Below are 13,449 nucleotides of genomic sequence, written 5' to 3'. Positions count from 1 at the left end.
TTTTTCAGCCAGAAAGGACATGCTGTACTGGTTCTGGCACAGCCGCGCATCGCCGTAAATGGGAGCATCTTTCAGAAGGAGACTCCCATGAAGTTCACTGTCCAGGCTGCACCTTTAGCTGCCATTCTCAAACAGTGCGGTCGTGTCGCATCTAAGAAGGCCGGGGATATCAACGGCAATTTCCTGATCGATGTTCAGGATGGCCACCTCAATGTAACGGCGAACAATGGCCACCAGCAGATGAGCCTTCACCTGCAGGACCCAAGCCTGATCGTTCGTGAAGCTGGCTCTGTCTGCATCTCGGCATCCAAATTCGAACAAATCGTTTCGTCTCTTCCCGTAGATCGTGATGTGACTGTATCCGTGGGCGAGGAGAAAGCCACTGTCACCTGTGGACGCTCACGATTCAGCATCGCCACCCTACCTGCGTCTTCTTTCCCCAAGGCTTTGCATTCCGATGGCCAGGTCCAAACGGCACTGACTATCGAGTCGCATGCTTTGAGGGACGGCATCCGTGGTATCGCATTTTGCGTTGCCCGGAACGATGTGCGTCAGTACCTGAACGGGATGCTGTTCGAGGCCTCGGAAGGGAAGCTGACGCTCGTGGGCACCGACGGACACAGAATGGGCATGGTAGAACTCCAGATCGAGAAAAGCTCATCCATGAAGTTCATTCTGCCTGTTGCATGCCTTGAGGACGTTGCCAGTTTTGCCAGCCACGGCTACGTCACCATCACCCACTCTGGCAATCTGGTCAGTTTTACCGCAGTCAATGGGACCATGACCTCCCGCCTTGTCGACGGGGCCTTCCCTAACTACTGCGCTCTCATTGAGCGTGCAGAGACTGGTCAACTGATCAACTTGAACCGTGATGCGATTACGAGCGCTGTTGCTCGTGTCAGTCTCCTCTCGGATGGTAAGTCCCAGGCAGTCCGCCTCAAGTTTTGCCAACAAACGGTCGAGGTCGTCTCTGTGTCGAATGATGCCCTTTCAGAAGCCGAAGACCTGCTGCCGTGTGACTTCGATGCGGCCCCTTTCGATGTTGGGTTCAACAGTCGCTACGCACAGGAAGCTTTTAAAGCTGTATCCAGCACCGACCTGCAACTTTTTTATTCCGGCCCTGCTTCTGGCACGCTCATTAAGGCCAAAGACTGCCCCCATCAGAAATTCGTACTCATGCCGGTTCGCCTGTAAGGCGGACCTCTGAAGGGGCAAGAAATGAGCCACACCGACCGCTCTAACCTGACTGAAGGCACCAACACTAAGCTCGATTGCCGCATAGTCAACCAGGAGGCCCGAAAGGGCTTCCTGTTGCCTAACTCACTCCCGGCCCTGCCTTCTTTGGAAGGCCCCAAGGCTTTGCTTTCTCTGAGCCAGGAACAGTCCCTGGGCTACCGCATCATTCTTGGCCAACTCAGCCTGCTGAAAGCAATTTCGAGCGACACCAGCATTCTCCAAGGGCTGGTGACCGACATTTGGAACTCCATTGGCGAGAACGATAGCGTCGATAAGGCCGCCGCACTGATCTTCCAGGACGGAGCATGGGTTCGCGCGGGCTCAATTCCTGACAGTGAGTTTGCATCCATTCTTCGCAAGAAACTGAACACCATCCAGACCCTGATTGCGGAACTGAAAGCGTTCGCTCTTCCCGGCTTCGAGGACAATCTGTTCGTGGCAGCTGTCCGAGACGAAATCCAGAAGAAGGTTCTGGAGATCCTGCCCTACGACCTCATCCTCAACCGCGCGGCCGGAGAATTCCGAACCAAGTGCAAGGAGCTGTCCAGCCTCTGCAAAGGCCTGGTGAAGTACATCTCAGAGGAGGTTCGCCTTCCTCGTTCCAAGGTCGCAAGAATCATCAACGGGAAATGGACGTCACCCAAGCTGATGCCTGGTCTGATGCTCTCTGGGGGCTACGAGTTGAAACTATATCCTCAGAGAGAGTTGCGCCGGCTGCGCCAAGAGATCGTTGAAAAGCAGCGGGACATCCTTTCTGCGGCGTCGACTGCAGATATGCCGGCCGAGCAGCTGCTGGCCGCCTTGGAGGGATTCAACTCTGCCGAGCGGGTTGTTCACGAGACCGTAGGGTTCTTTGCCAATGCGAATATGCGCCTGGTTGACCAGATCGTCTCTGGGTATCGCTTTGCCACAGACCTCGAGCAAGTCCGTTCGGCAGCTCAACTGGGCCTCGTGAGAAGCATCTACCGGTACGCACCGGAGATGGGCTTCAAATTTTCGACACTGGGCATGACTTGGATTCGTCAAACGATCCTGCGTGACCTCACCCAACAGGAGCTGATCCGTTTGCCCGAAGGATCACATGGAGCCTTGAGCAAGCTTACAGCTGCTCTGAAGGAGCAACCGAATGCATCCAAAAAGCACCTGAGCAAGGTTTGTGGACTCTCGATGGATGACGTCGAGAATCTCCTCTACTTCGTGGGTGTAGGAAAGCCCATGTCTATTGACTCTACCTTCCAGGAGGGTGGCAGTTCAGAGGCGGAGGGGATGCACGATCTGCTCGCGGACTCGAACAACAGCTTTGTTGAGGAGGTGATGGAGGAGGATGCCGCCGGCTACATAACTGAGGTGCTCGGGGACGTTCTCAACCAGCGGGAACTGCAGGTAGTGGTTGCACGCTATGGTATTGGAGGAGCGGAAGCCCAGACTCTTGCGACCCTCTCCGAGATCATGGGTGTTTCGAAGGAGCGGGTACGTCAGATCGAATGTGAGGCGCTGAAAAAGCTGAGAGAAAGTGAGCACGCAGAATGCCTGCTGGAGATTTTGGAATGAGTAATTTGAGCCTGCCTCTGTACGGTGCTGAGATCGAGGCTTTTGGAGTTCTTGGCACCTTCATCGGCGCCGACTTGATGGATGATGGCGATCTCCACTTCACTCTGAAAATGCCGGAATCCAATGTGCGATTGGCCCACAGTTACGCGGTGGCCGAAGATCAGTTCTGCCTAGTCGTGGGAGCAAGTCTGATCCAGGTGTCGAAGAAGAACTGCGTATGGCGCAGCTCACCTGGCTTTGATGTGACTGATGATGAGGGATTCATTGCGTTTCGCGTCGATCGGCATGTACGTGCGGCGGTAACAGTAATGAAATTTCAACGAGCCATCTCTCGTCTCAATAGGATCTGAGCTCGATCGCGTTGCCTTACCGATGCGGTATCCATCTCAAGGACGAGCTTGGCGTACTCGGCGACACCTTCGAAGTCACCGACAACCAGCAGCTGGTCTGCTAGCTGGAGGTTCATAGCTGCATCGTCACAATCCACCTCCGGCCTGGTGACGAGTACGGGCTCTTCCACATGTACTTCCGCTTTCGCCATCTCGATCACCCGTTCAGGCTCTGTAGGGGAAGCCTGAACCGGCGTAGCAGATACATGGGGAACCATGTTGATTTTCGGCTTTGCTGGAAGCGTTTCGTCCAGATGGTGGTTACTGCTATGCGCTTCTTCGCCAGCTGAAGCCTTCCCCGCGGCACTATTCAGTCGACCGATCCATAGGGCGGCTATGGCACCGAGAAGAAGCACTGATCCGATGACGCCCAAAATCTGAGATTCCACGTTTCTATCCTCATTTTCCTTGTCCTAATAGTGTCTCGAGGGTGCCTCTTTTTCGGTCACGCTGGTGGCACACCTGAACATCTCCAAAATGCGCATCATCAGCCACAGGAGTAGTTCTATGCGTGACAACGACGATTCGTTTCAGACAATCGAGGTACCGGTAAACCTCAACGGAACGGTGAAGGTGCGTGTGCCCAGTCACTGCCACCCAGAGGAAGTGGAAAAGCTGGCGCTGGAGCAGTTCAAAGCTCGACTCAACCAGCCAGTGACTTTTGGTGAGTCTGGCTACTGCTCCTATGAATTCCGCGGAGAGGCATGGAGCACTAGAGGCCAGGCCCGGGTAGGGAACCTTGAATTTGAGGTTCGCCATGACATGGCCTTGAACGTCTCTGGGGCCATGGTTGCTCTGGCACCTGCAGCAGGACAATTCGGGGCTGACAGGCTCCGAGCTCGACTCACAGCCTACGTATCCCGGGAAGCGGTCTACATCACGGGTCGTAAACCTGGTACCGACCTAGAGCATGTAATGGTGATGGTCGACATCCAGGACGGAGAACCGACGGTGAACGTGATGTCGCCAGACGGCGATGACCAGTTTGACGCTGACGGAAGCATGCCGATGGTCAGTGTGGGCTTCCCGGGTATGTGCTGGAACCTCAACTGAGGGGCACTCCCAACCCACTATTAGACCAAACCCTTGTTCTGTAGGTGAGTGAATTGGAAGTCTCCCGTCGACGCTTCGTGAAGATGTCGGCTGCAGCCAGCGCTGCAGCCGCCATTGGGTTTGGGGTGAAAACTCAGGAAGCAGCCGCGATGAGTGCCAGCATCGCCACTCTTCTTTTCATCGACCCCATCACCCTCGAGTACAAAATTTTCGGGCCATGCTGCCATTTCTGCCCAGACCATCTGATCGTCTCTCATTACCAGCCAGTAGCGTTGGTGGAAGTGATCAAAGGGGGTGGAGATACGGTACTCGGCCAACCCATTGGTGGCCCACTCAGTGTGGGCACGGACAACAACGATTACACATCGATGGCAGTCCGTATCTGGCAATTGCCGGACTGGGCGATTGACATCGCAATGGGCTATCAGTCGTGCAAGCTTTGTGGTGTTGATGCTGCTCGCACCACTAACTTTTCCCTGACCTCTAAATTCGACATGTGCGGTGCAGTGGCCAACCCTATCGTGTCAAAGGGCGTCAGTGCGTTCAATTCAGCCCTGCCGAACTGCTTCCCGAAGCTGCTCTACAGCACCGAGTTCGACCCCACTTGGAACACCGGATGCAGGGACATAGCGGCAGCAGAAGCCATTGCGGGAGTGATTTGCAATCCGCTTACTGGCTCATTCTCCATTCCTGGAATGGAAATCTGCATCGGACAGTGGGGTGGTCTATATCCCCGGCAAATGGCTTCCCATAACGACAACGCGGCGATCGCTGCCGGAATTGCCGCTTACCGAGCAATCCACCTCAGCGGCTTCACAATCGGCACCTTCCCCTTCAGCGCGGCCCTCTCTGTAGGAAAGCTACAGCAGACTCAACCCTGGCCAACCGTCGGCTTCAAGGCCGGCAGCGCTCTCCTGGACACAGCCATGAGGCTATACCCCGTCTCCCTTGAGGAGCTGTATGCCTTCGTGTGGTGGACTCCTGTGGTCTGCTGCAAAGAGTACGAAGAGATCATGGGGGTTTGCTCCCCAACAATCTGCGGTTGAGTTGCTTCTGCCACATCCAGATATCCATAGATTGGTCTCAAGTGCCACATGAGGACCAATCTATGGACAGCTTCCAAATCACCACCTCTCCCCTTCTTCGCCAGTTCGCAACACGCCTCGACCCACAGACCATCCAGGTAACGACCAAGCTGGGCGTGGCAACGATTATTCGCGCTGATTTCGATCCAGTGTCCTTCCCAGCAGATGAAGATCTGCAGGAGGACTTTTTGCGCGATCTGATCAACCGAGCAAACCCTGGAGCTCTTGAGCTGCTCAATCAATCACTCGGCAAATGCCTTGGTGATCAAGCCAAAGCAATTCGACAAGTCTTGGGTTCTGGCACATATGAAACCGGCCGAAATTGAACTCACGCATCCCGCGTCCACAGAACGGAGAAATTCCATGAATGAGCAACGGAACAAGGCCCTTCAGGCGGCACTGGGCCAGATCGAAAAACAATTCGGCAAGGGCGCTGTAATGCGCATGGGCGACCACGAGCGCCAGACCATTCCGGCAATCCCAACCGGCTCCATGGGGTTGGATATCGCCTTGGGCATCGGAGGCCTGCCGAAAGGTCGGATCGTAGAAATCTACGGCCCGGAATCCTCGGGCAAGACCACCCTGACCCTGTCGGTCATCGCCGAAGCCCAGCGGCAGGGCGCCACCTGCGCCTTCGTCGACGCCGAGCACGCGCTGGACCCGGATTACGCCGGCAAGCTGGGCGTCAACGTTGACGACCTGCTGGTCTCGCAGCCGGACACTGGCGAGCAGGCCCTGGAAATCACCGACATGCTGGTGCGCTCCAACGCGGTGGACGTAATCATCGTCGACTCCGTGGCGGCGCTGGTGCCCAAGGCCGAGATCGAAGGCGAGATGGGCGGTCGGCCTGCAGGCCCGCCTGATGTCCCAGGCGCTGCGCAAGATCACCGGCAACATCAAGAACGCCAACTGCCTGGTCATCTTCATCAACCAGATCCGCATGAAGATCGGCGTGATGTTTGGCAACCCGGAAACCACCACCGGGGGTAACGCCCTGAAGTTCTACGCCTCTGTGCGCCTGGACATTCGTCGTACCGGATCGGTGAAAGATGGCGATGAGCAGATCGGGAACGAAACCCGGGTGAAGGTGGTGAAGAACAAAGTTTCTCCACCATTCCGCCAGGCTGAATTCCAAATCCTCTATGGGAAGGGTATCAACAAGCTCGGTGAGATTGTTGATCTTGGGGTAGCTGGTGGCTTGATCGAGAAGTCGGGGGCTTGGTACAGCTACGCAGGTCAGAAGATCGGCCAAGGCAAGGCGAATGCCTGCCAGTATCTGCAGGAGAATCCCGCGGTCAGCGATGAGATTGAGGCGAAGCTCCGCAGCCAGAAAATCACCGGTGTTGCGGTGATCACCGACTCTCCTGGTGATGACGATCAAGAGGTTGCATAGACCAACTGAAAAGGCCGCCAATTTGGGCGGCCTTCTGTTTTGTGATCAGTGATTCCCGATGCCGTACATCCGGTACATATGTCGGGCAAGCTCGGCCGGTTTACCCGAGAAGGATACAGCCCCAGTTTCCCTAGCAGCATCAGGCATCGAACGGGCCTGGCTGGACTCCGCATCCTGGGCCATAACGATCTTCGCCTTTCCTTTCAGATCACGAATTCCCGAGGCACCGTCATCCCCCATCCCGGTGAGGATGATCACTCCAAGCTTCCCTGCAATCGAACTGAACACAGACCGAATCACGCTGTTAATCGACGGGCTGTAGGTGTTTGGCTTGACCGGCCGGAGTTGGATCACCCCGCTTCGTACTTCAACTGTGGTGTCACGGGGGACAACGAAGATGGTACCGGCCTTAAGCTTGGCGCCATGCTCGGCCGCGACTACCTCCCACCGCGAGGTACATTCGCGTACCCGCTGGACATAGGTGTTGAATGCAGCTTCGGTGAGGTGCTGGACCAAGAAAATACTGACTGGCAACGTGGGTAACTCGCCAAGAAAATCCCGGATAGCTTGAGGCCCGCCAGAGCTACAGCCGATCACCCAGGTGTCGTTCGCGTTTCGGGATTCAATTTCGGCTTTCCTCGCATCTAAGCTTTCTGCGAGGTCGGGGATGCTTCGCTTAAGCTCATCGACAAGCTTGTTGCACCAGGCCTGACGTTCTGCAGCGCTCATCGAATACAACTCACGTTCGTTGAGCACACAGACAGGCTCATCTCGTCCCAACATTTCGAGGACATCTTCTGAGTTGAGAATCGCCTCGTCGCTGAAGTCGACGATCAGTGCGTGAACGCCAGTCGCTGACAGGTCTCCATTCTCCACGTGGCTCATGTCATAGACCGTGAGTTCTCCGACAACTGGCGAGAGAACCTCTTGGATGAGAGCCACTTGGACGTTGCTAGTTGAAATGATACCGACTCTCATGCAGCTGACCCTTGCAATGCTTGTTCTGGGCGAACTTCTGCAATCGCGTTATCGAGCGCGATGCTGTCGCACGGCTTGTTCAGATAAACGTTTACGCCAGCTCGCAGGGCCTCGTCCTCGAGATTTGTGCGAGTGGTGAGCATGATGATTGGTACCTCATTGAATTCAGCCCGGGCTCGCAGTGCCTTTGTGAGTTCCAAGCCAGTCATTCGAGGCATTTCCATGTCCACCATGACGATTTCGGGGAGTCTCTCGAGAGGGAGCATGTCCATTGCGTCCTGCCCGTCGCGGGCAGTAATGACCGTATAGCCACGAGCCTCGAAGTGCTTCTGCAACAGCTTGCGATAACTCGTAGCATCGTCAACGACGAGGCAGACCGGTTTTAGATCTCGTTTCACAGACTTGACACGGTTTTGCCGAACCTTGAAGCCGGTGTCTGTCCGCTTGAGGTTGAGCCTCACCAGCTCCATGACATCGATGACGAAGACCGGCGAACCGTCTTGCATCTCTGTCTCGCCAATGATCCCGCGCACTTTGGAAAGGATGCCGTCCAGCTTCCTGATGTGGATCTCGGGCATTGAATCAGTGCTGTCGACCTCAATACCAATAGCCATTTCGCCTTGTTGACACAGAATGACCAGGACCTCCTGGTCCAAATCGTGAGTGGAACGCATCTCAGGCATTGCAAGTAGGTCGGCCAGATGCACAACCTCGAAGGACTTTCCTTCGTGATGAAGTACCGCTTTCCCCTTCTCCAACCGCTGTTTTTCCAGATCGGCTCGGGAGCACTGGATGATCTGGTACATGGTGTAGCTGGGAATCGCAAACCATTGACTGCCCGTACGGCAGATGAGAGCTCGGTTCGAGCCGATAGTGAATGGCATTTCCAAAGTGAAGGTCGTACCCCAGCCTACCTTGCTGTCAATTACCAGCCGGCCGCCCATGCTTTCTACCGTCGTAGCGACAATGTCCATACCAACACCGCGGCCGGACAGCTGAGAAACTTTTGCTGCAGTAGAGAACCCATTGTGAGTGATGAGTCTCAGGAGATCCGATTCGGTCAGTTGATCATCCTGCCTGATGATGCCTTTCTCCAGTGCCTTAGCCTTGATCATCGTGGTATCGATGCCTTTGCCATCGTCCTTGACAGTGATGACGATGTTCTTAGCTCGTCGGCAGACGTTTACCTCCAGGCTGCCATGCGCGGATTTCCCTTGAGCAATCCGCTGTGCTTCAGGCTCGATACCATGGTCGAGAGCATTGTTGAGTAGGTGGACCAGTGGATCACGCACAGCATCGAGCATGACTTTGTCCACGATTACGTCGCCACCGGTGAAAACGGTGTCTACTTTCTTCCCTAGTTTTGAAGACTCACGCTCGATGAGGTTGGTCAGGGCTGGACGAATGTTTTGGAACGGTACTAGGCGGCTATCGAGAAGATCTCGTTGCAGGCTGCTGATGAGCCCCGCCTGTTGACGGTAGGAGTCTTTGATCAGCTTGCCCTGTGCGAACATTTCCTCGACGTCTTGGATGGTCTGGGCCAGTTGAGCCCCCATGGTCACATTGAGAGCTGAAAGATCATTGAATCGCTCAAGCTGAAAATCACCTGCCGATTGATGGGCCAAGGCGGTTGGAACGGGTTGGTTTGTGTGAAGACGCAGGGCGCTGGTGAACTTCATGTGGTTCAACTGTTGCGCCTCAAGCTTCTCCCGAATGATAGTTACGATCATCATCAACTCGGCATGCAGCGCCTGTTGGCGATATCGGGCTGCGGTCAGCTCGCTGGACTGCTCGACTGCAGTGTCCAGTAGTCGCTGATCCACTTTGATTTTTTCCGAGCCACCGCTTCGACGTTTGCTGCCGACACCGTGGATGGAGTCATGGGCTTTCGCCAGGATCTCGCGAATCACCGAGCTGCTGACAGGCTTGGTTGGGGCAGATTTAGAGGTTATGCCTTCGACCGACTCGCGAAGAGTTCTGCTTTGCCGCTCTGGCTCATGGTGTACTTCCTGCTCTTGTACAGTAACGGCAGAAATTGACGGTGGGACTTCAACGAGTTCGGGAATTGCTACAGGTGCCGGCACTGACTTGCCAGACTCTTCGGGGGTAGCTTCCGGGACGGCGGGCAAAGCTGGACTCTCGACCTCGACTGAGTCTTCCGGCTCCGAGGACACCACCAGACTGTCTTCCTGAGCGGGTTGAGCGTGAGCTGCCATACGGGCCGCGTGACGTTTTGCACCACCTTTTCCTCGAGACCTGCGACGAGTCTTTTTGTGTCCTGACTCTTCCTCCGCCAAAGATATTTCCTCACCCTGAGGATGGACGATGCCTTGCTCGAACTCTTCAGTCTTAGGCGTTTCTTCTTCAAGCTCTGCGATAGATTGTGCTTCACAAGCTTCTAGGGTTTCGGCCCTGGCATCTTGGGTGGCCACCTTCTCTAGCTGGATATCTTGAAGGAGGACCTCGCCGGCTGTGCAGGGCTCTTGAGCAAGAAGGCCAAGATCCACTCGATTATGCTGGACTGCAGCTTCAACGCAACGGATCAAGGCCGAGGGAACTTCGTACCCGACAGCGCGACGCATCGCGCTAGTCATTTGATCCAATGCGACCAAAACATACTCGACCAGCCTGGCGCAGTCATCTGATGCAGGAATGATGCTCAGGGAAAGACTCTCGAAGAGGCTTTCCATGTAATGGGTAATCTCTCTGATCGAAGCTGCCTCTGCCATAGCTGCAGCGCCCTTCAGAGTATGCATCTGCCGCTTGATGGTGGTAACCAGGTCATGGTCATCCATCTGGCCCATCCAGCGGTCTACGTTCAGCTGAAGCTGAGGGAGAACTTCCTCGGCTTCTTCAATATAGAACTCAGCCATCTCCGGGTTGTATTCAATCGCCGGCGGGGCAGAAGGCTGCTGCGCATGCTTGGTGGTGGACTCTTGTACATCATCGCTTTCAGAGTTTCCCGGTTTAGCATGCGAAACTGGGTTCAAATTTTCCGGCTGATGACTTTCCTGCGGAGCATCCGGTTCCGGTTTAGCATGCGAAACTGGAGTGACCTGAGCGACCTCAACGTACTCAGCCTCTTCCGCCCCGCACCCCAATGCCTGGACAACCTCTAGCCAGGAGTGAAGTGCGGGAGTTTCAGTCTTCCAAGGGAAAGCTTGCTGGAAACGTTCAGCATCTGCCAGGAAATCCAGGAGGGCTTCTACATCACCCTGGAGCAGTTCGGCCTCTTCACTTCTCAACTGGAACAGGCGAGTCTCTAGGGCTGCAAATGCACTTGCAAGCGGGAGGCAATCAGCACTGGACGAAATCCCATGAAGGGTATGAGCGACACGGCAAAACGCTTCGTTGACGTCTTTTCGCCCGCTTTTGAGATACGCACTCATTGCTGCGTATTGCTCGGTGAACTCCTGACGGAAGATATCGATCAGGACCGGATCGACGCCCTCGGGCATTTCCCGTTCTTGCTCATGGGCCAGTATTACTGCATCCGGCTCGGCAACGACTTGCTCGAGCTTGTTCTGGACTGCAGGCTGATGAGTTGCGTTAGTAGACGATGCCGGTATCTCTGGATGAGACGTGTATGCCAACTGCATTTCCGGATCAGCTTTAGCCATGAGTGCATCGGCCACATCTTTCACAAACAAGGAGACCTTGTTCCTGAGAGAGTATTCATCCATGCAGCGGAGGCACATCTCCACGCCGGAGCGCAGCAAGTCATGCTCCTCCGCATGGTCGAAATCCTCTTTGAGGGCTCGGTTTGTTACGCCTTTGCTGAAGGCAGCAACACCACTGGCGATCTTTCCGAACGACTCATGACCGTGCATACGGGCGGCCATGGAGAGGCGGTCTGCAGCCTTGTAGAGTTGCTCAATGGACGAACGACTACGCAGGTCGAGGCTCGTGAAGCTATCTTCGAAGACGCTCCTCAGCTCGAAAAGCTCGGTGAGGAACGGATCATCGTCTTCGCGTACCTCTTCCTGGGCTGCCTCAAATTTAATCAAAAGTTCGTTGGTGGTTACCGGAGCCACCTCAGTGAAATCTATCCCGAGTTCGCGGAGAGCTTCAGCTGCCTTCGTCAGGTTTTCGGGATCAGGTTCAAGTTTGGATTTGATGGCTTCGAGGTACATCTCAATCGCCACCAAGGCTTTCGCCAGCAGATCCAACTCCGGGCTGTACGTGAGTTCCGCATTATCTAGGAGACCTACCATCCCAGAGCAGACTGCACCGAGCAAATCACCAACCTGTTCTGCTCCCGAAAACTTCAAGGCCGCAGCAGTATTGACGAGAGATGCAAGTCCGTCCTTCAGTTCATCCTGGCCAATGCCACTTTCTACGTGAACCGAAACGGAACGACGAGTCTTCACCACTTCGATCAAACATTCTGAGACGAGTGTGTCCAGAACGTCGGCACCGACACCCTCAATGTTCAGTGCCTTTGTCGCGTCATTTTCATTGATGAGATTGATGCGCTCGTCGAGGTAGAGGATGTAAGACTTCAGATCGTCTACCACCTCGGCAGCGATGGCAGAAATACCTTCCTTGCCAGCCACGAGTGCGATGGACTTATTGGCAACCCCTGCAAGCTCATCCTCGCCCACCATATAGAACACGTTCGCTACTGAACGCATCGCCGCGCTATATGCAGACAGCTGGACACTGAAGATGTCGTCAGAGCGTGCCCCCAGGGCCCGCCCCAGAGAGACCATGGCTGCATCCAGAAGAGGCTTCAGCTCCAGGACGACGTCAGCAATGGTTGTAGCCTCAGTAGATTCGAGCTTGCTCTGAAGCTTTGCCAGCGAGTCGGTGTCGACTGACTTCCCGACATTGAAAACCCTCAACGCGGCTTCGATGCTAGGCGTGCTTTTTGAACTTAGGCTCAGTACGTAGAGCAACGACTTGAAGCGATCGATACCCAGGACTTCCAGGGCGGCTTCTTCACCACCTAGACCGATTTTCTGAACCGCGACAGACAGCATGCGGACCTGGGAGACGGTGTTACCGCCACTACGAAGGCCCCCGATGGCAAGTGCCTCGAGTAGACACTCACCAACCCACCAGAAGTCGCCCACTTCCGGCTTATGAGAAACTTCCTGGAGTTCTCGGAGGACCTGGCGCATGTCCGCCAGCGCGCCTTTGTTCTGGGTCCCAATGTAGGAACTGAAGGCTGTCTGGAAGCGACGAGATGAGGTCGAGAAGACCTCCTGCTGCCGGGCATCGTCAACGTTATGAATCTTGCGGGGAGGATCAACAAACTCGAATGAGAGCATGCTTGGGGGGAGACTGTCCTCGACAAGCAAGGGAACGCCCCTGACCTCACGGATTTCATTGATCTGCCTGGAGAGGATGCCAGGAGCATCAGGGGCTCCATCAATGACCATCTTCAGATAGTTTGGCAGCATGATCATGCCGGACATCATGGCAAGAATTGCGGGGGCCACCTTCTCCTCTTCGAGGAGTTTTTCTTGGACACTGGTGCAGACTACCCGCATTTCAACCGATAAAGCCGAGCCTCCGGGGCTATCGCAAACAGTCAGCGCAGAGTGAATCAACTCTACGTGTTCACTGATGTTGCGGAAGGCATCGGCCATCGCCTTCTTCTGGTTGGCAAACCATTCAGCCTGTGCCCCTTGAGGAGGATTCTGTAGATCAGCATGTTTTTTGAAGTAGGTGTCGATAGACGCCTTGGCGATCTCGACGCTCTTGATGATCGGGGGCCGAATCCAGGAAAGATGTGCCGCGTGGACATTCTTGGGCATTG

At 55.1% G+C, this 13,449-nt stretch carries 9 protein-coding genes and 1 pseudogene; 7 read left to right on the top strand and 3 right to left on the bottom strand.

The window, feature by feature from the left end; all coding sequences use genetic code 11:
- Positions 1–87: 87 nt before the first annotated feature.
- From dnaN to EKA13_RS00485, 3 genes are read left to right on the top strand one after another with little or no spacing between them, the layout of a single operon-like run.
- Positions 88–1,194 (top strand): DNA polymerase III subunit beta, encoded by a 1,107-nt coding sequence (gene dnaN / locus EKA13_RS00495; RefSeq protein WP_020191946.1) that lies wholly within the window; start codon positions 88–90, stop codon positions 1,192–1,194.
- Between the two features lie 24 nt (positions 1,195–1,218).
- Complete coding sequence (locus EKA13_RS00490) at positions 1,219–2,787, top strand: sigma factor-like helix-turn-helix DNA-binding protein (RefSeq protein WP_020191947.1); 1,569 nt, start codon at positions 1,219–1,221, stop codon at positions 2,785–2,787.
- On the top strand, positions 2,784–3,137 hold the full coding sequence (locus EKA13_RS00485; protein ID WP_019484880.1) for a hypothetical protein: 354 nt from the start codon (positions 2,784–2,786) through the stop codon (positions 3,135–3,137). Before EKA13_RS00490 ends, EKA13_RS00485 begins: the two co-directional genes overlap by 4 nt.
- On the opposite strand, the gene EKA13_RS00480 is transcribed toward EKA13_RS00485, so the two are convergent.
- A complete protein-coding gene (locus EKA13_RS00480) occupies positions 3,104–3,565 on the bottom strand; it encodes a hypothetical protein (RefSeq protein ID WP_020191948.1) in 462 nt (153 codons plus the stop codon). The genes EKA13_RS00485 and EKA13_RS00480 overlap by 34 nt on opposite strands.
- A 118-nt stretch (positions 3,566–3,683) precedes the next feature.
- Here EKA13_RS00480 and EKA13_RS00475 point away from each other — a divergent pair, with 118 nt between their 5' ends.
- The 4 genes and pseudogenes from EKA13_RS00475 to recA all read left to right on the top strand — a co-directional run bounded on the left by EKA13_RS00475 (position 3,684) and on the right by recA (position 6,707).
- Positions 3,684–4,229 (top strand): hypothetical protein, encoded by a 546-nt coding sequence (locus EKA13_RS00475; protein ID WP_020191949.1) that lies wholly within the window; start codon positions 3,684–3,686, stop codon positions 4,227–4,229.
- 53 nt (positions 4,230–4,282) lie between these two features.
- Positions 4,283–5,275 carry a twin-arginine translocation signal domain-containing protein gene (locus tag EKA13_RS00470; RefSeq protein WP_021018433.1) on the top strand — a complete coding sequence of 331 codons (993 nt, stop codon included), beginning with the start codon at positions 4,283–4,285 and terminating at the stop codon, positions 5,273–5,275.
- A gap of 62 nt (positions 5,276–5,337) precedes the next feature.
- Positions 5,338–5,640 (top strand): hypothetical protein, encoded by a 303-nt coding sequence (locus tag EKA13_RS00465; protein ID WP_020189827.1) that lies wholly within the window; start codon positions 5,338–5,340, stop codon positions 5,638–5,640.
- A gap of 37 nt (positions 5,641–5,677) precedes the next feature.
- A pseudogene (gene recA, locus EKA13_RS00460) lies at positions 5,678–6,707 on the top strand (recombinase RecA).
- A 45-nt stretch (positions 6,708–6,752) separates the two neighbouring features.
- On the opposite strand, the gene EKA13_RS00455 reads toward recA, so the two are convergent.
- Positions 6,753–7,685: a chemotaxis protein CheB gene (locus EKA13_RS00455; protein ID WP_010792602.1), complete on the bottom strand. Its 933-nt coding sequence runs from the start codon at positions 7,683–7,685 to the stop codon at positions 6,753–6,755.
- Entirely contained in the window at positions 7,682–13,447 is a 5,766-nt protein-coding gene (locus EKA13_RS00450; protein ID WP_042857814.1) for a response regulator, read from the bottom strand. The genes EKA13_RS00455 and EKA13_RS00450 overlap by 4 nt, the downstream gene beginning before the upstream one ends.
- Positions 13,448–13,449 lie beyond the last annotated feature (2 nt).

The organism is Pseudomonas defluvii, from assembly GCF_001695625.1.
Taxonomy (GTDB): Bacteria; Pseudomonadota; Gammaproteobacteria; order Pseudomonadales; family Pseudomonadaceae; genus Aquipseudomonas; species Aquipseudomonas defluvii.
This window is presented reverse-complemented; position numbering and strand designations above follow the sequence as displayed.